The organism is Psychrobacter fjordensis (genome assembly GCF_904845995.1).
In the GTDB taxonomy this organism is placed as follows: Bacteria; Pseudomonadota; Gammaproteobacteria; order Pseudomonadales; family Moraxellaceae; genus Psychrobacter; species Psychrobacter fjordensis.
This window is the reverse complement of record NZ_CAJGYP010000001.1, coordinates 1902956-1925143: the sequence shown is the minus strand read 5'-3', so window position 1 is coordinate 1925143 and position 22188 is coordinate 1902956. Positions and strand designations below refer to the sequence as shown.

20 protein-coding genes are annotated in these 22188 nt (G+C 41.1%); 6 read left to right on the top strand and 14 right to left on the bottom strand.

Annotation, left to right across the window (positions count from 1 at the left end; genetic code table 11):
• Positions 1-546 precede the first annotated feature (546 nt).
• The 4 genes from JMW61_RS08185 to JMW61_RS08170 all read left to right on the top strand — a co-directional run bounded on the left by JMW61_RS08185 (position 547) and on the right by JMW61_RS08170 (position 4570).
• On the top strand, positions 547-1560 hold the full coding sequence (locus tag JMW61_RS08185; protein ID WP_201550234.1) for a Bug family tripartite tricarboxylate transporter substrate binding protein: 1014 nt from the start codon (positions 547-549) through the stop codon (positions 1558-1560).
• A gap of 116 nt (positions 1561-1676) precedes the next feature.
• Positions 1677-2132, top strand: a complete 456-nt coding sequence (locus JMW61_RS08180) for a tripartite tricarboxylate transporter TctB family protein (protein WP_201550233.1) — start codon at positions 1677-1679, stop codon at positions 2130-2132.
• A 5-nt stretch (positions 2133-2137) separates the two neighbouring features.
• Entirely contained in the window at positions 2138-3643 is a 1506-nt protein-coding gene (locus JMW61_RS08175; RefSeq protein WP_201550232.1) for a tripartite tricarboxylate transporter permease, read from the top strand.
• A 153-nt stretch (positions 3644-3796) separates the two neighbouring features.
• The gene (locus JMW61_RS08170) at positions 3797-4570 is read left to right on the top strand and encodes a sulfite exporter TauE/SafE family protein (protein ID WP_201550231.1); all 774 of its coding nucleotides are present in this window, start codon (positions 3797-3799) and stop codon (positions 4568-4570) included.
• Between the two features lie 493 nt (positions 4571-5063).
• On the opposite strand, the gene JMW61_RS08165 is transcribed toward JMW61_RS08170, so the two are convergent.
• From JMW61_RS08165 to madL, 11 genes are all read right to left on the bottom strand, one after another.
• Positions 5064-7325 (bottom strand): TonB-dependent siderophore receptor, encoded by a 2262-nt coding sequence (locus JMW61_RS08165; protein ID WP_201550230.1) that lies wholly within the window; start codon positions 7323-7325, stop codon positions 5064-5066.
• 332 nt (positions 7326-7657) lie between these two features.
• On the bottom strand, positions 7658-8461 hold the full coding sequence (locus JMW61_RS08160; RefSeq protein ID WP_201550229.1) for a sulfite exporter TauE/SafE family protein: 804 nt from the start codon (positions 8459-8461) through the stop codon (positions 7658-7660).
• Between the two features lie 126 nt (positions 8462-8587).
• Positions 8588-9496, bottom strand: coding sequence for a malonate decarboxylase subunit epsilon (gene mdcH / locus JMW61_RS08155; protein ID WP_201550228.1), 909 nt, complete (start codon positions 9494-9496; stop codon positions 8588-8590).
• On the bottom strand, positions 9474-10361 hold the full coding sequence (gene mdcB / locus JMW61_RS08150; RefSeq protein WP_201550227.1) for a triphosphoribosyl-dephospho-CoA synthase MdcB: 888 nt from the start codon (positions 10359-10361) through the stop codon (positions 9474-9476). The genes mdcH and mdcB overlap by 23 nt, the downstream gene beginning before the upstream one ends.
• Positions 10288-11013 (bottom strand): malonate decarboxylase holo-[acyl-carrier-protein] synthase, encoded by a 726-nt coding sequence (mdcG, locus tag JMW61_RS08145; RefSeq protein ID WP_201550226.1) that lies wholly within the window; start codon positions 11011-11013, stop codon positions 10288-10290. Before mdcG ends, mdcB begins: the two co-directional genes overlap by 74 nt.
• A 31-nt stretch (positions 11014-11044) precedes the next feature.
• On the bottom strand, positions 11045-11761 hold the full coding sequence (mdcE, locus tag JMW61_RS08140; protein WP_197216823.1) for a biotin-independent malonate decarboxylase subunit gamma: 717 nt from the start codon (positions 11759-11761) through the stop codon (positions 11045-11047).
• A 4-nt stretch (positions 11762-11765) separates the two neighbouring features.
• Positions 11766-12653 (bottom strand): biotin-independent malonate decarboxylase subunit beta, encoded by an 888-nt coding sequence (locus JMW61_RS08135; protein WP_201550225.1) that lies wholly within the window; start codon positions 12651-12653, stop codon positions 11766-11768.
• On the bottom strand, positions 12646-12963 hold the full coding sequence (mdcC, locus tag JMW61_RS08130) for a malonate decarboxylase acyl carrier protein (RefSeq protein ID WP_110924275.1): 318 nt from the start codon (positions 12961-12963) through the stop codon (positions 12646-12648). Before mdcC ends, JMW61_RS08135 begins: the two co-directional genes overlap by 8 nt.
• 22 nt (positions 12964-12985) lie before the next feature.
• A complete protein-coding gene (gene mdcA, locus JMW61_RS08125) occupies positions 12986-14641 on the bottom strand; it encodes a malonate decarboxylase subunit alpha (protein ID WP_201550224.1) in 1656 nt (551 codons plus the stop codon).
• 21 nt (positions 14642-14662) lie between these two features.
• On the bottom strand, positions 14663-15421 hold the full coding sequence (gene madM / locus JMW61_RS08120; protein WP_197131901.1) for a malonate transporter subunit MadM: 759 nt from the start codon (positions 15419-15421) through the stop codon (positions 14663-14665).
• A 78-nt stretch (positions 15422-15499) separates the two neighbouring features.
• Positions 15500-15901 carry a malonate transporter subunit MadL gene (gene madL / locus JMW61_RS08115; RefSeq protein ID WP_201550223.1) on the bottom strand — a complete coding sequence of 134 codons (402 nt, stop codon included), beginning with the start codon at positions 15899-15901 and terminating at the stop codon, positions 15500-15502.
• 326 nt (positions 15902-16227) lie between these two features.
• Here madL and JMW61_RS08110 point away from each other — a divergent pair, with 326 nt between their 5' ends.
• Positions 16228-16902, top strand: a complete 675-nt coding sequence (locus tag JMW61_RS08110) for a GntR family transcriptional regulator (protein ID WP_197099927.1) — start codon at positions 16228-16230, stop codon at positions 16900-16902.
• Between the two features lie 179 nt (positions 16903-17081).
• Here the strand turns inward: JMW61_RS08110 and JMW61_RS08105 are convergent, their stop codons facing one another.
• From JMW61_RS08105 to JMW61_RS08095, 3 genes are all read right to left on the bottom strand, one after another.
• Positions 17082-18395, bottom strand: coding sequence for a DUF3100 domain-containing protein (locus JMW61_RS08105; protein ID WP_197216818.1), 1314 nt, complete (start codon positions 18393-18395; stop codon positions 17082-17084).
• A 148-nt stretch (positions 18396-18543) separates the two neighbouring features.
• Positions 18544-19719 carry a M20 aminoacylase family protein gene (locus tag JMW61_RS08100; RefSeq protein ID WP_265090109.1) on the bottom strand — a complete coding sequence of 392 codons (1176 nt, stop codon included), beginning with the start codon at positions 19717-19719 and terminating at the stop codon, positions 18544-18546.
• 427 nt (positions 19720-20146) lie between these two features.
• Positions 20147-21364, bottom strand: coding sequence for an acetamidase/formamidase family protein (locus JMW61_RS08095; RefSeq protein WP_201550222.1), 1218 nt, complete (start codon positions 21362-21364; stop codon positions 20147-20149).
• 358 nt (positions 21365-21722) lie between these two features.
• Here JMW61_RS08095 and JMW61_RS08090 point away from each other — a divergent pair, with 358 nt between their 5' ends.
• The gene (locus tag JMW61_RS08090; RefSeq protein ID WP_201550221.1) at positions 21723-22076 is read left to right on the top strand and encodes a hypothetical protein; all 354 of its coding nucleotides are present in this window, start codon (positions 21723-21725) and stop codon (positions 22074-22076) included.
• Positions 22077-22188: the final 112 nt, after the last annotated feature.

The window sequence follows — 22188 nt, the reverse complement described above, 5'->3', positions numbered from 1 at the left end:
ACACACCCTATCTATAAAAATTCACATTCGTAAAGATAGCTTTGATACGTCCGCCTATTGACTGACATATGCGCCTAAAATTATCAAACATCCACTTCATTATCATTTATAGCACTTATTTGTATATTACTAACGTCATCTACTAAATCAGCTATTATCCTTATCTGTAATAACATACCCCAGCATATTTCTGACATGTTCTCATGGTTGCCTATCTCTATAATCCATTGTATTTATTAGTTTTTATTTATAAAGATATCCTATTTTCGAAGAATTACACAGTCTTATTTTTTCTTAATGTGCAGGTAATAAACAAATAATCATAAGTCATTGTGATAGTATCTTAAAATAAAATTCATGTATACATACATATGTTTCTTGTTATTTTTAATATATTCTGTTACTTTTGCAAAACGCTAAAAAATCTACTTTTATGAAGTTTAGTGATTATTGTTAGGATAATCTGAACTTCATCTGTAATCACTTTATTATTTTGCTCAAAACTCTATTGAGTTTTTCATTAAAAATACACACAAGGAGTGTCGTGTGAACAAACTATCCTATTTGGCTCTTGGCCTTTCTGTACTCACCCTTACCGCATGTAATAAATCTGATACGACTGCATCTGATGCCAGTTTTGATGCCCCTTCACGTCCAGAATGTATTGCACCAGCAAAACCAGGCGGTGGCTTTGACTTGACTTGTAAACTTGCTCAAGCTGGCCTCAGAGATACTGGTCTATTAGAAGATCCTATGCGAGTCACTTATATGCCGGGCGGCGTCGGTGCTGTGGCTTATAACAAAATCGTTGCCAATGATCGTGCTAATAATGATGCAATCATTGCTTTCTCTACTGGCTCTATCCTCAATTTATCGCAAGGTAAGTTTGGTAAATTCACTGAAAAAGATGTGAAATGGCTAGCAGCCGTTGGTACTGATTATGGTGCTATCGCTGTCAATGCAGACTCACCTATCAAAGACTTGGCAGGGCTGGTTGCTGAGCTTAAGTCAAACCCAAAAGCAGTTAGTTTCGCCGCTGGTGGTAGTGTTGGTGGTCAGGACTGGATGCAAACAGCTATTTTAGCCAAAGCGGTTGGCGTTAATCCTAGCGATATGACTTATGTTGCGATGGAAGGTGGCGGTGAAGCTATTACTGCCGTAATGGGTAACCATGTAACTGTCGTAAGTGCTGGTATTGCTGAAATCATGCCACAAGCCAATGCTGGCAAATTACGTGTATTGGCCGTATTTGCAGATGAGAGATTGGGTGGCACGATGGCCGATATTCCTACTGCTATAGAGCAAGGCTATGACGTTACTTGGCCAGTCATGCGTGGTTATTACATGGGTCCAGATGTCAGCCCTGCCGCTTATGACTGGTGGAAATCAAGCTTTGATAATATGCTTGCGGATCCAAAATTCGCTGAATTACGCGAGCAGCAAGAGCTACTACCATTCTCTATGACTGGTGATGAGCTGGAAGCATACGTTTATAAACGTACAGGTGAGCTACGTGAGTTGTCTGCTGAGTACGGTCTTGTTGATGCTGCAGCTAAGTAGCATTACTCAGATCATATCCCCTTAATGATTGAATACTGATTTTTATAGTATTTATCGAAGGTTGACAGATGAGACATCTATCAACCTTCTTATTTTGGAATTTAAGGAATACTTCTATGACAATGGAACGTGCATTTTCTGGATTAATGGGGCTGTTTAGCTTATTTCTAGTCTACTTAGCTATTGGTTACGTTGCTCCTATTGCCTATGATCCTATCGGCCCTAGACCCTATCCTATTTTGATTTTCTCACTTACGGCGCTTTTGACCTTGGTTATTGCCTTTCGTCCAGCACGATTTACGAAAGTCATCGATTTAGGCTACAACAACGTAGTGCTTAGAAATCTTGTGCTGTGTGTCAGCGCACTATTGATTTATAGCTTAATTTTTGAGCCTTTAGGTTTTGTGGTTGCTACCACACTGATGTGTTTTGCGGTTGGTTTATTATTTGCCGGAAATCCTATTAAAAGCCTTATCTTTTCAGTTGTGATCAGTATCGCCTTGTATGTCTTATTTGACATGGCCTTGGATGTGATTCTGCCACTTGGAATATTATCAGGAATAATGGGATAGCTATTATGGAAACTTTTGACTTTTTAATGCAGGGTTTTGGCGTAGCAATGTTGCCCAAAAACTTACTAATTGCACTCATTGGCGCTTTTATTGGTACGGTTGTGGGTATGTTGCCTGGCCTTGGCCCTATTAATGGTGTGGCAATTCTATTACCTTTTGCCTTTGCCCTTGGTCTGCCACCTGAGAGTGCACTTATCTTACTAGCAGCTGTTTATCTTGGTTGCGAATATGGCGGTCGTATTTCTGCCATTCTACTTAACGTGCCGGGATCTGCCGCGGCGGTTATGACCTCTTTAGATGGTAACCCGCTAGCGGTTCAAGGAAAAGCCGGCATCGCCTTATCCATCTCTGCGGTTGCCTCGTTTATTGGTTCTACGATTGCGACCATTGGTGTGGTGTTGTTCGCACCTCTATTGGCTAAATGGGCAGTGTCGTTTGGACCTGCTGAATACTTCGTATTGATGGTATTCGCAATTTGCTGTTTAAGTGGTTTGGTTGGTGATCAACCTATCAAGACAGCAGTGTCAGCGTTAATCGGTTTGGGTCTGGCTACTGTTGGTGTTGATGCGGTCACAGGTATCTATCGCTATACCTTTGATTCAGTCAACTTATCTGATGGTATTCAGTTCACAACGATCGTTATTGGCTTTTTCAGCGTCAGTGAAATCTTGATTTTGCTCGAAAGAACCAGTACTGGTGGTAAAGTAATCGCGCAAGGTAAGCGTAGCCTGTTCAACCTAAAAGAATTCCTCTTTACCATTGGCGCCATGGTGCGTAGTGGCATAATGGGCTTCTTCGTTGGTATTTTGCCTGGTGCAGGTGCGACTATCGCGAGTGCGATGACCTATGCTAGTGAACGTAAAATTGCTGGAGACAGTGGCAAATTTGGTGAAGGCGATCTTCGTGGTTTAGCATCTCCAGAGGCAGCTAACAACGCATCAGCATGTGGTTCATTCGTACCAATGTTGACTTTAGGTGTTCCAGGTTCTGGTACGACAGCGGTTATGATGGGTGCACTAACATTGTATAACATCACGCCAGGTCCGCAGTTGTTTACTGAGCAGCCAGATATTGTTTGGGGTCTTATTGCCTCGTTATTTATCTGTAACGTCATTCTTTTAGTAATGAACATTCCGCTAGTTGGTGTGTTTTCAAAGCTACTTAATGTACCAAACTATATCTTGATACCATCAATTGCTGCTATCAGTTTCGTTGGTGTCTACTCTATCAATAGTACAACTTTTGATATGGTGTTTATGGTCGCACTTGGTATATTTGGTTATTTCTTACGTAAATTACAGTTCCCTCTATCAGCCCTTATTCTAGGTTATGTACTAGGAGAGCTCATGGAGTCTAACCTCAGACGTGCCTTGTCTATTTCTCAAGGTGAGATGTCTATTCTATGGAGTAGCCCAATCACCGTGTCACTATGGGGTCTGGTAGTTATTATGATATTCATGCCAATTATTCGTAAAATGTATCGTAAGCGCTTTAAGAAAATGATTGTTTAGGTTTTAGCGATTATGTTCTCTAAATGCTGTTTCTACGGTGGTCGTACTCTATGTGTGACCACCGTTTTTTTGGGATACAGTAAAGCTTTTATTAGTCATCCGAAATGCGTTATGCCTCCCTACTTGATGTAACTTATGAAATAGGATTTTATAGTGCTCTTTGTTTTAGATTTACTGCAAACCATTCCAACTTGGCACTTAGCAGGTTTGTTTGTCGCTGGCATGGTCGCTTTTATTATCTCCATTATATCCGGTGGTGGCGGTGCGATGCTCCTGATACCAGTCACCTCTTCGATGATAGGGACAGCGATTGCACCACCTGTGATCAACGTGGCTACCTTTATGAGTAATGCCTCGCGGCTCTATTTATTCTGGCATTATATTGATTGGTCATTGACTAAATACTATGTCCCAAGCGCTATCGTAGGTGCATGGCTCGCCGCACTGGTGTTTAGTCGTTTGGACGCAGGCTGGATTCAGTTATTGGTTGGTGCATTTTTAGTCTCGACTATTTTCCAATACAAGTTTGGTAAAGTCAGTAAAACATTTGATATGCCAAAAGTAGGTTTTGTACCTGTAGGCTTTGCCATTGCTTTTATGAGCACATTGGTGGGTGGTCTCGGCCCTATTCTTAACCCTTTCTATATGAATGCTGGACTAGAAAAAGAAAGCCTTATTGCGACCAAAACAGCTAATTCTTTTTTTGTAGGTATTGTACAAATCGTCAGCTACACCTTTTTTGGAATACTCACTTTCAAAATATGGGTGTATGCTCTTGTATTAGGACTGGGCGCCGTGATTGGCAATATCATTGGCAAACGCTTTTTGGCAGGAATCAGTATCAGCCAGTTTAGAATCATGCTTCTGATACTAATGGTCATCAGTGGCCTAATAATGATAATAAGAAATATTGATGTGCTGTTCTAGAGACTCCTCCATTCTACGCCATAGCTATTCACAGTACATTTGCATAAACAATGATAGTACTTTCACCTCATATATCTTTACCAATGGAGTCGCTACACATAGTGTCTTTGTTGGCTACATGCATACTGGTTATCCCTGAGCAATGCTATCAAAACCAACACAGATAGTTTTGATCGAACAGACTGACGATATCAGTAAAATAACATCTGTTTTAGCGTTTTTTCGAATCTGCTTATGCCTACCAAATTTAAAAAGCCCCAATCTTAAGACTGGGGCTTTTTTTCGTCCGTTAAACACGGGCTGCGGCGGAAACATCTGCTTTTATTAATCTCTAATCATAATTATTCAATCAAGGTTGAGTTACTTGGAAAAGCGGCGATGACCAAAACGCAACTAACTCTTAAAATCTATTAAAACTAAAACCCTCTTTTTGATCCCTACTATTTGCTAAAAAGTCGGAAACAACTGGTTTGAGTGATAAGTGCTAAAATAGCTAAAACTTATAAGTTACCTTGCCTGACACAGTGAGTGGTGTACCATAATAAACTTGGCTAAAGTTGACACTGTCTACATACTGCTCATCAAACAAATTTTCAACATTGAGTTGTAGTGCTAGCTTTTCGTTTACAGCATAACGCGCCATCAAATCAACCAAGGCTACGGCATCTTGCTGGTATTTTTCTTGTAGACCACTTGCGGGATTAGTTAACAAGCTATAGCGTTCATCAGACCAACTAACACCGCCACCCACGGTCAATCCAGAAACCCAGTTAGACATATCATAGGTAGTGAATAGCTTGAACACTCTGTCAGGATAGCCACTATTGACCGTAACATTATCCTTATCTTCAGCCGTAAACTGAGTATATCCAATGCTTGTCTGCCATTCCGGTGTTATTTTTCCAGTCACCTCAACATCGATACCTGTACTGGTTGCTCCTTCAGCACCAACATAAGCTTGTGTTGGGATATCGACACCAGACACCATATTGTCACCATCTGCTTGAGCTAGATTGTCTTGCTTGATACGAAAGACGCTAAATTGACTTTGTATCGTACCCGCATCATTACTACTCTTTATGCCCAGCTCATAGTTATCACCATCGATAGGGTCTAAATAACCATTATTCACATCCACTTCTGTTTGCGGTTTGAAAATACTGGTGTAACTGGCAAATAACGTATGATTGTCATTAACGTCATAAGTAGCACCAACATAAGGTACCCAGATAGCGTCATGTGACACATCAATATCTGTACCAAAATTCACACCTTCGCTCTCGTAGTCTGTGACTCGTGACCCTAAAATAATGGCTAGAGGCTCGCTCAATTGGAGTCGGCCTGAACCAAATATACTGGTCTCTTTAGTCGTGAGCTCGGTAGACAGACTCTTATCACTCCATGCTGGCTCTGCATAACTACCATCCCAACTGAAAAAATCACCGATAGCACCAAAGTTAGGAGTAGCGGTATAACTGTAGGCGGTCAAATCGTTTTTATTATAGCTAGCGCCAAAACGTACCTCGTGTGTTTGGCCAAAAGCATCAAAATAACCATCGACACTCGCTTGTACATTGTCTTGATTACGCTCACTCTCAAAACGTCCGTTGTATGCTGACAGACCCAGACCCATCTCTTTGTCTATCGTGTTTCCTAATAGATAAAACAACTTGTCATTGGACTCGTTTTCGCTACGACTGCCTTTCAACTCAAAGCGCCAATCATCATTCAAATCATGGGTTACAGAGCCAAAATAACTGCGGTTGATGCTATTCCATTTTACCCAATCAACACTGCCGTTTTTGCTCACATCCCAAGAAGCCTTGCTACCGTCGCTAAAATAAGCCGGTAACGATCCCCACATGGTTGAGTTTTGTACATTATCTTGATATGAAGCACCGACACTTATCGTAGTATCATCACTAATATCCGCATCGATCACACCATAAAACAGTCCAAGCTGTTTATCTTCTCGATCGACATAAGTATCACCATTCTGATACTCAGCGACAAAGCGGCCGCGTACATCACCGTCAGCTGTCAGCGGTGTACTGGCATCTATCGTCGTCCCATATTTACCATAATTATCTGCAGTAGCGCTGATAGTCGCAGTCGGCTCACGACTATTAGCGTGCTTTCTCACTAAGTTAATTGACGCAGAAGGTTGACCCGATCCAGCAGTTAGCCCTGCCGCACCTCGTACTACTTCGACTCGATCATAAATGGCAGTGCTCGCCAAGTCCTCACCATTTGACCACTGTGCATAGAAATCAACATCTTGACCATCAATACGATACTGGTCAATATCAAAGCCTCTTGCTGATGCACCACTACGCCCACCATCAAAACTTGCTGCACTAATACCAGGAGTATTGCGAAGGACATCAGATACTGTTTCTAGCTTTTGGTCTTCAATTTGCTGATTGGTGATGGTCGTCACTGATTGCGGGGTTTCTTTAGCTGTTAACGTCAATCCTGTTGCAGTTGATTGACGATCATAAATATACTCGTCTGTATCTTCACTATTGCTTATGCTGGACGCCGTCACTACTATCGTATCTAAAGTGGTCGAAGGCACTTCATTCGACGCTTCATCTGCTTCAACATATGAAGACTTGTTACTTACCTGTGTAATAGGTTGCATATTATCATTGGCTAGTACCGTCTGACTTGCCATGGTGACCATGATAGATATCACTGATAACGATAAAAAATGGTATGGCATTTGAACAGCAGGTGTCGGGAGTTTTTTCATCGTAGTTACTCATGGCAAGTTTAAGAAAGCTGAAATCATTGGTTTTCACTGTAGCAATAATTAGTATCAATTATTAACAATAGAGTATAACTATAAATAGTAATGAAAACAATTATCATTATCTTATGGCTACCTACTTAAAGAAAAGGAGTATGCGTACTACCGACTAGAAACTAAATAAATCAGATTTTGACACAACTAAAAAATCCCCAATATCACTAGTAACAACTAACGATTGGGGATTATTTAATTTTTTTTTAATAAGTAAGCGACTGCTTAGTAAGCTATTTCTTTTAGTGCATTATTTTGATGAAAGCTGGCTGACAAACCACCTACAATATGCCAATACCACTCAGCAGTAATTGACCACCTGCGACTAACAATAATAGGCCAAAGGCACGCTTAAGCATCAAAGCTGGCAATACATGGGCAAGCTTGGCACCAACTTTTGCCATCGCAAAGCTCGCCACTGAAATACATAAGAAACCACTAATATGCACAAAGCCTATCGTACCTTCAGGAAGGTTGACCACGTCTTGACCAAACCATGCAAAGCCTACCGCACCAGCTAAAGCAATCGGTAAACCACAGGCAGCGGAAGTCCCAACTGACTGCTTCATTGGCAAGCCTGCCCAATTTAAAAATGGAACGGTCAAACTACCACCGCCAATACCAAAAATAGACGATGCCATACCAATACCGGTACCCGCCCCAAACTGTACACTAGCAGGTGGTAATGGCTTCTCTACTGACTCTTGATTAGAGAAGAACAACATTTTTAGCGCCATTAGTAATGCACCAATACCAATAATAATTTGTAGCATCTGACCTTCAATCATATCAGCAATGCCTGCGCCAACCAGACTGCCAATAACTAGACCCAAGGCCATATGACGCCAGACCTCCCAGCGTATACCACCACGTTTATTATGAGCCGTTAGTGAGCTGATAGAGGTCACAACAATCGTCGCAAGAGAAGTACCAATCGCTAGATGAGTAATAACTTCAGGAGGAAAATTATATGCCGTAAAAATCCATACGAGTACTGGGACAATAATCATGCCGCCGCCCACACCAAACAAGCCAGCGCTAACGCCTGCGAATGCCCCTGCAATAATAAACCACACATATAACATCTAGATCCTACCTTTTGATTATGGTCAAAGTAAATCATTAAGATTTACTTTGACCTGATAGCTTTATTAACAATATTCTAAAAATCAGATATCTGGCTCTGTATTCTAAAATTTACGGCTAGCACATTAACGATTTCTTTCTATCCAGTCTTTTAATCCATCTAAGTTACGAAAATCATCCCAACTCCTACAAGGCACATGCGGTAGCAAGTTATTTACCATTCTGGACAAAGCATTTCCCGGGCCTATCTCTATCACCATGCTCGGCTGATATTCTTCAATACTTTCCATACAGCAGTACCAATCTAATGCATGATCTATTTGACGTGATAAGATATCTAAACCTTGATTTGTCTCACTGTACCTTATACCTTCAGTCGCACTAACAATCGGTGTTGTCATAGCGGATAAAGCTAATGATTCTGTATATTTACGGAACTTCGCCGTCGCACCCTGCATCATTACCGTGTGCGACGGCACTGACACATTTAGCAGTTGCACGTTTTGTGCACCCAATGTTTGGGCAACTTGTGTAGCCTGTTCAAGATTTTTTTTGTGACCACCTATAATGAATTGGTCTCTATTAATCCTAATAGATAGATAGGTTTTACTCTCTTCAAGCAGTTGATCCAGTTTACTATCAGGCACACCTTTGATTGCTAATAACCCGCTAGACTCTGTCACTTCTTGCTGCATGAGGTTGGCTCTTTTACTAACTAAATCTAACCCGTCCTCAAATGTGAGTTGGCTACTACAACAAAAGGCACTTGCTTCTCCCAAAGAATATCCAGCAAAAGCCGTTGGTGCTGCAATCAATTGACGTAGCTGATGCCATCGATAATATTGCAAAGTATAAATGAACGGTTGCGCAACTTTGTTATCAAATAATTTATCACTATCAGAATTTTCATCGAATAGATCTGGTGCCATAGCACTTAGAATCGATCGCTCGTGCTCCGAGGTATAGGTCAGTATTTCATTCACGTGCTTTTGGCTTTGTAGGCCTTGCCCACTAAATAGGATAATTAAATTCATTTTCCACCTTATAAAAAAATATCGTGACGGCCAATAGATCAGCACTGCCACCTGGGCTGAGGTTATTATGAATAAAATACTGATTAATATTACTTACTTTTTGGCGCCAATCTAATTGATGTACGCCCCCTGCTTGCAAAAACTGTTTCGCCAATGCTTGAGTATTTTCTAAGTCTTTTATTCCGCCTCGCCACACGATATTAGTATCTGATAATACGGATATCAGTGTCATTAATGCTTGCATACTGGCTTTTTCAAAATCTTGAGTGCTATAAATAGTGTCATAGAAGCATGGCAAAACGTCAGTTAAAATAATCTCAAAGCCATTAGAAACCATCTCGATAGCACCAGTTATGCCGTGCTTCTTGAACATTTTTTGACCGTGGCTATCTGGCTCACGCTGCAGACGAGTCGTTAAATCAAACTGCCACCGATCTATCAGTTGCTCACAGATATTGTTAGCGGTTAATGGTATTTCTGCTTGTATACATCTACCAATCGCTGCACAGACAAAACCTAAATTAAATATTGCACCCTTATGAGTATTAATATTTTTGGTCGCCTCTCTCATTTTTGCTTCTTGATAAATCCCCATATTTTTTAAATCATCAAATGGTCTGTCATCATAGCCAAACTGACTTAATGTAGAAAAATAACCTTTCAAAGAAGTGATGCTATTAATAAAAGTAAGATGGTTCATATCTGTGTGACTGCCATTACTGGAGGGACAGACAAGACCTGGTTTATTTTCCAAACTTAACTCATCATATAAAGCTTCACATGCTAATTCATCAATCTGCTGCCAGACTGCCTGTGTTAGCAATAAGGGTTTGTTTGTGCGATCTAATAAAGTGTTCAAATTCATCAGTATTCCATCCTAGTAATACGTCTATTTTTTGAAGCTTAATATCACAAAGGGTTTTTACTAAAACGGTTGGGACATCAAACATAATGGCGTAGATTAGCTCATTAAAAGATACGTCGTTACATCCATGTAACCTTATCTCTCCATCTATTTTTAAACCCACGGCAGATTGCGCAAGCAGGTTAAAGGCTTCCACTTCTAATAATATTTGTGCAATATTATTACTGTGTGCAACGATTAAAATATCCAAATCTGATGTTGGTTTCACAAAAGGCAAACCCGTAAAGTATTGATTGGCAAAGGAGCCATAGACACGCACATCACAATCTAAATGAGCACAGCGTTCAATAAATTTTTGAGTAGACCTTTGAATCGTTTTCGGTAACTGAGGTATTAAAGCCTCAAGCGCTAAAGATGGCTTGATAACTTTAGGAGTTGTAGATAGCGTTAGTGCCAATCGATATTTACGACCGTCCTCTATATAACTGGTCGCAACCTTGATGACATCGCTTATATCTTGTCTACAAGCCGTCAGTGGTTGTTGAGACTCAATCATCTTACTAACAGCCATGGTCACCGATAAAGGTAGAGATGCATTCATAAAGTCATATGGCTCATGGCGCTGTAAGTAAACTAAATCATGACGTTGCATACATCTCACCTCTATAAAGACTTGCTTAACATTAAGCGGTCAAAACCGACTGAACAATATCATTGCATAACAAACGCCCTTTTCTTTCTTCTGCCACTTGCCGGCGATTATCTGTAAGAAAATCATCAATATGTGTCAGTTGGGATTCAAGAGCGTTTTCGACCAGATGTTCATCAAGCGCTTTCCAAATATCGTTAACCGCGCCCATTGCATAGTAGTTCTCTACACCTGGTGCAAAAATGGCAGATGTCTGTGATAAGGACTTCAGCTTATCTAACGGTATCTTAGTCACCCTCGACATCGCATTTAAATCCATCACTTTCACTTGGCTTGATTGCATGGCAAACACTTGATTTGCCATGAGACCATAAGATAAGAACCCACCACTGACCGCCTCACCCAAAACGATAGCCAAATTTGGATGACCGCTGCGTTTGAGCAGATCAACACAAGACGCCAGATGGGCAAACGTTCTATTGAGACATAACAACTCGTCAGCTCTCGATGAGTCTTGTCCCATCGTGTCTACGATAAATACGATAGGCGTTTTTTTACCTTGTGCTATGACATCTAATATCTCATTAGCAAGTGTCATTGCAATCAGTTGGTTCATAGCGGCGGAATCAACGGTACCAATGATTTCAACCTTGCCCATTTTGGTTTCTGCACTACCTCGTATCATTGAATGCTCAATGTGATACTCAAGCTCGTTGGGAAACAACGCTTCTAAAATTGTTTTCGTTTGCATGATATTATCCTTTTTTAATAGCTCTAATCTGTTGAGCGCTAAGCATGGAAATAGATTCAGGGTTGTCTATATTCATCGACTGCCAAATTGGTATGCTGTCTTTTTCACCAAACCATTTATCATACTGGCTTTGCAATGAGGCTTGCTGTTGCTGTAAATACGCTAAGTCCAAATCAATAGCAGGTTGCTGAAGAGCCTCAACAATCCCTTGAGTAATATCATTTACATCATCTTCTACCAAAAATTCGACATGATTGAGCAAATAACGTGTCTTACCACCTGTCACTCGCCATACTAAAGCTCTGTCTTTAGAATCAAACTCTTCTACACCTTTAATGGTTTCAATCACTTCAGGGCCTGAAAGAGCCAGACGCCCCTCCTCTGTCATAATGACATGTGTACTTAGACACGCACATATCCCCATACCACCGAAGGCACCATTCGTGCCACCAATGACGGTAATAATAGGAATGCCCGCATTGCGAACCTTTAACATCGCACGCATAATCTCAGAAATCGTAATCAAACCAGCGTTTGCCTCGTGAAGGCGAACACCACCTGAATCAACCAAAAAGATAATGGCTTTAGGCTTTTCTTGAATAGCTTTGAGTAACATGCCGACAATTTTTGCCCCATGTATTTCCCCTACAGCACCACCCATGAATTTGCCTTCTTGAGCAATCATGTATATTGGCTCATCTTGAATTTTTGCCTGCCCAATAATGACACCATCATCGAAACTGCCTACGATATCTAACGAGGCAAGATTAGGACTCACAGGGATGCTACCGGGCTTAAGAACTTCTTGAAAACTGTTCTTATCAACAATACTGGTGATTCGATTACGTGCCGTCTTTTCATAAAAGCTTTGTTGAATATGTGAATTATCCATGTGATTCTTCCTCTAAGATATTAATCGCTTGGCTTAAGCGTAGACTCACTACTGCGGGAGTCGCGCCCATATCATTGACCTTAAACTCCAATCCGCCTACTGCATAACGACTAGAGAAATCCTGCAACACAGTCTCCCAAATATGATCAAAGCCTGCGACTGAGGTATCAATAATGAATTTACTACTTTCATTATTCGCTAGCGGTGTTACTAATACTTCTAAGTTGCCTGAACCAACCACACCGCAAATAACTTCTTTTTTGATATTTTCGATGGGCTGTGAAATGAAGTCGAAATTAAGTACATTCATAGTTATATCCTTAGTATTATTTTTACCAGTTTCTGAAACGACTTGGTGGAGAGTAAGTACCATTGGACCACTTCACTAAATCTTTGACAGATTTGGCTGCCAATAGATCTCTCGTCGCTTTTGAAGCATCTACGCCAATATCCTCTGGTCTTTGGATAATCCCACGCTGTCTTAATTCTTTGACTTTTTCATGATCTCGTTGCATACCGATAGGTGTGTAACCCGCTACGCCGCGTATCGCTTGCTCTCTCTCTTCTGGAGTGCGACACAATAGTAAGTTTGCAATCCCTTCTTCGGTCACGATATGCGTGACATCATCACCATAGATCATGATGGGTGGAAAATCACTTCCCATTTTTTCTTGTAGTTGCCATGCATCAAGCTCTTCAACAAAGACAGAATCCATATGCTCACGGTAAGTTTCTACCATTTGCACCACTAGCTTCCGACCTTTTACCACGCGTCCGTCTGTCGCTTCTTGACCTGCTTTGAGATATGCATAGCTAGAATGTCTACGGCCATGTGGATCTGACCCCATATTGGGAGCGCCACCAAAACCTGCAATGCGGTCTACCGTCGCTGTCGAGCTGTTACCTTGTAAATCAATCTGTAAAGTTGCCCCTATAAATAAATCACAAGCATACAAACCTGCCGTTTGACTAAAAGCACGGTTAGATCTCATACTGCCGTCTTTGCCCGTAAAAAACACATCAGGGCGACTTTGAATATATTCGTCCATCCCTACTTCTGAGCCAAAGCTATGAATACTATCGACAAACCCACTTTCTATCGCTGGAATCATAGTCGGATGAGGATTGAGCGCCCAGTTAGTACAAATTTTACCTTTAAGGTTCAATTCTGCCCCATAAGTAGGTAACAGCAATTCAATGGCAGCCGTATTAAAGCCGATACCATGATTCAGGCGTTTAATTTGATAAGGTGCATAGATACCTTTTATGACCATCATTGCCATCAGTATCTGTACTTCCGTAATTTGAGCAGGGTCACGGGTAAACAAAGGCTCTATATAGTTAGGCTTGGGTGCCACAATGAAAAAGTCCACCCAGTCCGCAGGAATATCAACGCGTGGTACGCTATCTACTAGCTCATTTACCTGTGCAATGACAATACCGCTTTTGAATGCTGTGGCTTCTACAATTGCTGGCGTATCTTCGGTATTTGGGCCCGTATATAGGTTGCCTTCGGCATCTGCAGAATGTGCCGTGATCAAGCACACGTTTGGTATTAAATCGATGAAATATCTACCATATAACTCTAAATAGGTATGGATGGAGCCAATTTGAATTTTTTGTTGCTGAACCAGCTTTGCCAGTCTTAATGCTTGTGGACCAGAAAAGGAAAAGTCGACCTTACTCGCAATACCTTTTTCAAAGATATCGATATGACTCGGAAGTGCTAAAACCGACTGTAATATGTGCAAATCATTCAGCACTTCATTATTACACTGAGACAAACACTCCGATAAGAAGTCAGCTTGTTTTTGGTTGTTACCTTCTATACAGACTTTATCTTCAGGCACCAGTACCGTTTCCAGCAATTCAATCGTTCTATTACTCGGTACCAGTTTTTCCAAGCCTTTATTCTTCGCTTCATTCAGCTTTGTAGCCCGTCTTCTTTTTTGTATATCCCATGTTTTTTCTTCGATATTCGTTTTCATAAGACTTCCTTTATCTACTTATTAAAATATGGCATTTAAAGTTAGGAAAAATATAGATGGCCCTAATAAACACCCTAGCCCTGTGTAGAACGTAGCCACTAATGCGCCATAGGGAACCAACCTTACATCTGTACCTGCCAGCCCCGCTGCTACACCACTAGTCGTACCCACTAAGCCGCCGAAAATCATGGCTGAACGAGGGCTTTTAAGTTGCATGAACTTAGCAAGCAATGGCGTTGAAATCATAAAAAATACGGCTTTGATTAAACCAATCGCAATAGACAAGGCAATCACATCAGAGCTTGCACCAACAGCAGTACCTGTAATTGGACCCACAATATAAGTCATCGCACCTGCACCAATAGTCGTCATAGAAATAGCGTCTCTATAACCTAATGTCCATGCAACACCAGCGCCTACCACGAACGGGATAACGCAGCCTAATAACAAGGCAATAACGCCAATTTTTCCAGCACGTTTTAGTTCTTTGACATCTACCTCAAATGCAGTGGATGAGATAGCAAGATCTCGAAGCATCGCTCCGCCTAAGAGGGTGAATCCAGAGAAAATTTCAATATCAGAAATGCCTTTGCTACCAGTTGTATATAGACCTGCAAAGTAAGCGGCAATCAAACCGAGGGTGATAGCAATCGCCGATGACTGTAGTTTGCCTTTAGTTAGGTATTTGGATAGTACTTGAGAGAAAAGCATCACCAGACCTGTTACTGCAATAGCAGTGACAAAGGCATTCTTAGTGAGCGTCTGTATAATTAAGTCCATTTAATTACTCCATTTCGCGCTTTAATTAGTTGCGTAGTTTTTCGTATATTATTAATAACTCTCATTTATAGATAAGAACTATTCGACAGTTACCTCTTTATCGTCGTCCCATGTGAATGTATCGTAATCGTTGGCTATGTTATTAAGCCAACGTACAACGAACACAGTGGCAGTAAGCGCAATAACAGAAACAACAGCCGCTACCATTCCACCAGATAACGCAGCAACAACGTTTTGACCTGCTGCCATTGCAACTACAATAGGAATATACATTCCTGCCCAATACAAAACTCCAAACTGCGTAGATTTCGGCAGCATACCTTTTTTGGCAAGCAGCTCTTTACCGATAATTAATAGAATCATTGCGATTGCTACACCGCCAACGTTGGCATCGACACCTAATATTTGTCCCAATAGCCCACCGAGGAACACCCCCAATAGATAACAAACTGCTAGCAAAGCAGTACCATATATGATCATAAAAACCTTCCTTGGATATGAATGACAGCCGCTTTAGTGGTATCTAACTTGATACACGACCTGTTTAAAATAAAAACCTCAATTAATAACACCAGATATAGACACAAGTACGGATAACTATCGCTTAGTAATACCTTTTGAGGTTCTTTGACTTTCCCTATCTATCCCTCCCCTTCACAAAGAATATCAGCCCTAATAAAGCTCAAAACCTTTGTAAGGATCTACCATGTACTACCCACTTGTTTGATATAATCTAATACAGTTGGTTTGAAAGTGCAACCATATTGTATTTATTAAATCACTTATTGTATACAAATGGAGAATTTATGAGTTTAATTGACGACTTACCTTTATCTGTACAGGTCAGTAAAAAGATAGAAGATGAAATTATTTACGGTCGTCTTCCACCTGGTACTAAACTTGACGAAGCAAAACTGTGTGAAAAATATGAGGTATCAAGAACACCTATCCGTGAGGCTCTAAAGCTTTTAGCATCTGAAGGTTTGGTAGAAATCCGCCCTCGTAGAGGCGCAATTATCCCCACACTAAATATCGTGACGCTGTTTGAGATGTTTGAAGTGATGGCGTATCTTGAAGGTATGTGTGGGCGGTTGGCTGCTCGAAGAATCAATGAGGAAGAGAAAGTTGAGCTATTGGCGCTGCATAATGAATGTAAAGCGTATTTGATGGAAGGGAATACAGAAAGCTATTATGAAGCAAATAGAAAGTTCCATTTTTTCCTGTATCAACTCAGTCATAACAGTTTTTTGATAGAGCAAGCCAGCAACTTACATAACCGACTGCACCCTTATAGACGACTACAGCTGCGAGTAAACAATCGGATGCAGCATTCCTTTGAAGAGCACCAAAGCATTGTGGATGCCGTTATTAATTCTGATGAAGATTTGGCTGAGCGTTTGATCAAAGAGCATGTGTCAGTTCAGGGAGAGAAGTTTACAGACTTGGTGGCAACGATGGGTCCTGATAATACTAAAGACTAGACGACTTCATAAGTTTCCTGGGAAAAGGCTACTGCATTTCTGCCAGAATCATTGCAAAACCACCTCCATTATCTATATAACAGAAACCCGAAGATTTAAGTTCATTAAATCCTCGGGTTTTTTAGTTTAAATGATTACTCTATAGTCGGTTCAATATCAGATCTCAAAGTGAGCATCTACTACAGCATCACTTGTGCAATCATGGCCGAACCGATGAACGTACCTGTAAAGGTCAATATCGCAACCACTGCAATCTTAAATCCAGATTTTTTGAACAGATCTACTTCCATTTGCGAGATAGCAAAACCAGCATACGCAAGCACAGGTGTCAGTAATTGTAATACACCCATTTTCGCAGTCTCTTCCAGCACATAGGCGTTAAATGGAAACTGTGGCAAGGATATAAGGATAGCCACAATCGATATCCATGCGATAGCAGGCACGTTGAAAGGGATGACTCGTTTGAGTAATATGCCGACCACACAGCAGGCAAACAGAATCAACATGGCAGGCAATCCATCGATTGGATCAACGCCTTGCCCTACCCAGTTACTGAGTAGCAGCACCACACATATCACAGCTAGCAAGATGAATGTCTGTCCCATCGACAATACGGCAGGCTCTTCCATAACCGCACCGAAATCTGTGTCGGTAGTAGCGTCTGCAGTGTTCTTTTTAAATTTGCTAACGACCTTATATAAAAACTCTGTAAAAGGTAGCGCGACAAATAAGCTAACGAATAGTCCGGTGGCATAGGTCAATAAGTTAGACGTCGCGGCAAATGCCGTAATGGTCTCAGCTTGATCTGGCACTGTCTCTGCCAACGCAGCTGAACACGCACCCATCATACTACCACTACCGATACCACAAGCCATGGCAAGCGCTCGAACATCCATGATGTCCATAGAGGCAATGATGCCTGCCATCAATGAAAAGTAAATGGCACCAAACAAAGTACCCATTACATAGACGCCCATCACACCGATACCTTCGGCGCTTTGGAGACCATATTTATCAGCAATCAATGCCACGTTAGGCTCACGAGCGACAGAGTGTGTTGCACCGATAGCCTCTCTTCCCATACCGAAGACCAATACTGCAACCGGTAGTGCAATCAGTACAGTCGCTACATTACCCAGCTCTTGTAATAGCAATGCAGGACCTGCCGCGATGATTTCTTCGATATTCGGGCCAACGCCCACACCGAACTTTGCAATGAAAGGCATGATGCTTAAAAGAATGGCATAACTGGCAAACTTGGCGCGTTTTTTGGTTATGACCGCCTTCATAGAAGGAATGACGTTTGGGTTGAGTAGAATTGCAAAGATAAAAGCATAAAGTAGAGGCAGTAATACCAAAATACCAATGCCGATAGGAATCTTAATAATACCGATCCATTCTGCCAGTAATGACACAGCAATGACCAATAAATGCAGCTTCCAATCCAGTAGGTGCTTTGTCATTGTCGGTGACAACACGCTATTATTATTCATATCAATTCTCTTTGTATATGATTACTGTATATTTTAATCGTTCAACTTTCGAAGCGATTTTTTATGAAGAAATTTTTTACGAAGCAACTTTTTACGAAGACGCTTTTTATGAAGCAACTGTCCATCAAGAGTTTTTATAAAGTTTTTCTTATGCAGATGTTTTCGGTAATTCAGACTCAACTAGAGACACCCAAACTTTTATACCGGTTTCAATAGCATCGTCATTAAAGTCATAGGCTGCATTGTGCAGAGGTTTAGACGGCGTACTGCCATCCACGCCTAACCAAAAATAAGCACCTTTTACGACTTGACTCATGAATGAGAAATCCTCAGAAGCCATTGATGGTTCTACGTCCGTGTTTACCTTGTCAGCACCCAATGCTTTGGTCGCTGCATTTTTTATTTCGAGATAAGCCTGACTGTCATTGGTGGTCACTGGATAGCGGATATGGTAATCCATCTCGCCTGTAACGCCATATAACGGTGGCAACGTCGTCACCATTTCTGTGAGCAAGTCTTGTAGCGACTGGCGTACATTCATGTCAAAACTACGTACCGTACCTTTCAAAATCGCAATATCAGGAATGACATTGGTCGTGTCACCACTATTCATCTGTGTGACACTGATGACGCCTGACTGCAATGGTGATATGCGGCGCGAGATAATCGACTGAATATTCGTAATGAGCGCGGCACCCGCTGCAATAGGATCAGCGCCTAAATGCGGCATGGCAGCATGTGTGCCCTTCCCAGTTAGGGTGATTTCAAACGTATCAAAAGACGCCATCATCGGTCCATCATTCACAGCGATTTGACCCACAGGCAGACCCGGCCAGTTATGCAGCCCGTAGACTGCATCCATTGGGAAATTATCAAATAAACCATCATCAATCATGGCTTTGGCACCGCCCAATACTTCTTCGGCAGGTTGAAAGATTAAGTGAATAGTACCGCTAAAATTCTTATTCTCACTCAGATACTTAGCTGTGCCTAGCAAGACTGAAGTGTGGCCATCATGACCACAGGCATGCATACAGTTTGCATGCGTAGATTTATGCTCAACGTCGTTTTGCTCTTCGATGGGCAAAGCGTCGATATCAGCTCTTATACCAATGGTAGGTCCTGTGCCGTTTTTTAATGTGCCGACAACGCCAGTACCACCCAATCCTTGATGAACCTCAATTCCAAAAGACTTTAACTTATCAACGATAAATGACGAGGTTTTGAATTCTTTAAACCCTAGCTCAGGTTGGCTATGAATCTGTTTACGCCATTGTTTGACTTCGTCCAGCAATGCGTCATTAACCGACATTGAAACTGACATTGACTTTCTCCTTTGAGATTATTTATTGATAAAAACCATGTAAAACTGATGCAGGCTGTTGCTGTTCTCATATCACAGTAGCCACGCTAAAAATACGCAAACTGATAGTGGTTTTTAGAAAAACAAATAAGCCACTCAAAGTGGCTTATTTTGTATAACCAGATATAGATGTGGCTTTGTTTTTCTAAAGACAGTATATTAGCCTATCTACACGTATTGAGAAACCTAACTGTCACAACTTTGGACGAAATGCCCGTCTGTGAATGTATTAGCATGATTTATAGTCAACAAATAACCAGTAACTTGGACGTTGTATTATCTGTTAATCACTCAATTAGAAACCCTTGAGAGCTATCATTCTGCTTTCAAGGGTTCTAACTAAAAAGCTTCTAACTAGCTGATGATAACTTTACTGTCATTTATTAAATTACTTATCGAACTCTTTAAAATCTGCTTTACGAATCTTGGCGTGGATACCTTTGGTTTTATCCACGACCTGTGATACTTCAAAATCTGTAGCAGCACTGAGGTAAGCATACGCGGTCGCTTCATCAATACCATATTCTTGATTTAAAAAGCGAATGGCTTCACGGGTAGATTTTTTCATTGCTTCATCTAGATCTTCATCTAGCCCTGGCGTGATCCAAAACTCCGCATTCTCTGCCAAAGGTTGAATGATTTCTTTACCAGGGATTTTATCCTTGCCAGCTTTTAATAAGGTAAATTTGAACGTAGCACGCGCAGAGGCTTCAAGTGCCGTTAATGCAACCTCACCATCGCCTTGTGCAAAGTGACTGTCACCTGTGTAAAACAATGCACCAGCGACTTGTACAGGATAGTAAACTGTTGAACCTGCACCCAATTCGTTGATATCGATATTGCCGCCATACATAGCAGGTGGTACAGAGTGTACTTTTTCTGAGGTATTGGCTGCGACACCCATCAGACCCATAAACGGCTCAAGTGGAAAACGGATAGATTTGCCAGAGTCGGTCTTTAGCACACCCTCATAGTCGCCTTTAGCATTTTTTTCTATCGGGGTAAACACGGACACGTTGCCATAACGCTCAGGATGAGCAGCGGAAGCATTGGCTTGTTTTGGAATTTTTGGGAACTCTCCTGCTAAAGCACCTTTACCATGACGATTAGAGATGACGCCATAAGGCACTCGCGGCTCAACTTTGATGACTTCTACTTTTAGAATATCGCCCGGTTGCGCGCCTTTAATTTCAATCGGTCCTGTCACAATATGCGGGCCATCTTTATCAAAGTCATGATCTAATTTAGATTGCGTAATTTTCTTTGCTTCATCCAAGATAAAATCATCTTTGACCCCTTTAGACTTAAAGTACTTGGCAGCATCACGTCCCTGATCTTCGAGCAAGCCTTCATGTGAGACCGTATCAAACGTTACCACGCTGCCAGAGGCCACGGACATAATAGGTTTGGCATCTCTATTCGGCAAATATCCCCACGTTATCGTATCTAGAGTCGAAGGTACGTAATAATTCCCTTTGTATTCGCCATTTGTTAGCTGCGTGGGTTTATCTGACATCTGCTTAAGCACAGTAAAGTCTTCTGCCTGAGCGGCTGATACGCCTAGTGCACTGAGAACGAATAATGAAAGAACTGTATTTTTAAACATAGAATATACCCTTGATAAATGAAACATAACAACATTGTCTTACATCTAAGGTAGCGCAAGTTCCATGCCACAGAAAAATCCGTCTTATCGCTTAATTTGAGTAGAAAAAGCACTGTTTTGATACAACTTACTGCTCCAGTGAGGTGCTTTTATATATAAAAAGGATGGTTTTAGTGCATGTCCATATAAATGCCACATGGCATGTGCGAACAACATTTTATGCGAACAATACCTAATGACAATCGTTACCTTTCTTCAAGTTTCATAAATATACGTAACATTGCAATCGTTTATCATCTCTTCTATCGAACGTGTAACGCGTTGCCACTGTGTTTTACCCCAATAGGAAATAAAAATAATGAAAAAAATAATGATAAGCCTAATGCTAGCGACCTCTACTTGCGTTGCAGTGATGGGATCAGCCAATGCGGCGCTACATGACTCATCAAAATACAGCACCCAAGTACAAAACCATAAAGACGACACGTCTGCACAGAAAAATAAATCTACAAATCAAAAGACTGTCAAACAACAACCAGCGGCTAAAGTCGTCAAAAAAGCTGACCAGACCAATAATAAAAAGCAGTCTGTAAACACAAAGGCTGTCACGCCAAAAAAATCTACAGCACAACAACAACCTAGCAAGTCTAAAAACGTAACATCTGACCATAAATCGAAAGACAGTAAATACGACAAAAATCATAAGTCTTAATTAAACAAAAAATCTCGACTGTGATATCAGGTATCTTTAATAGACATCTGATATCACGCTCTAATACTGGTTACACTATATTCTGCTAGCAACGTAGTAGCCTATTTTCTGT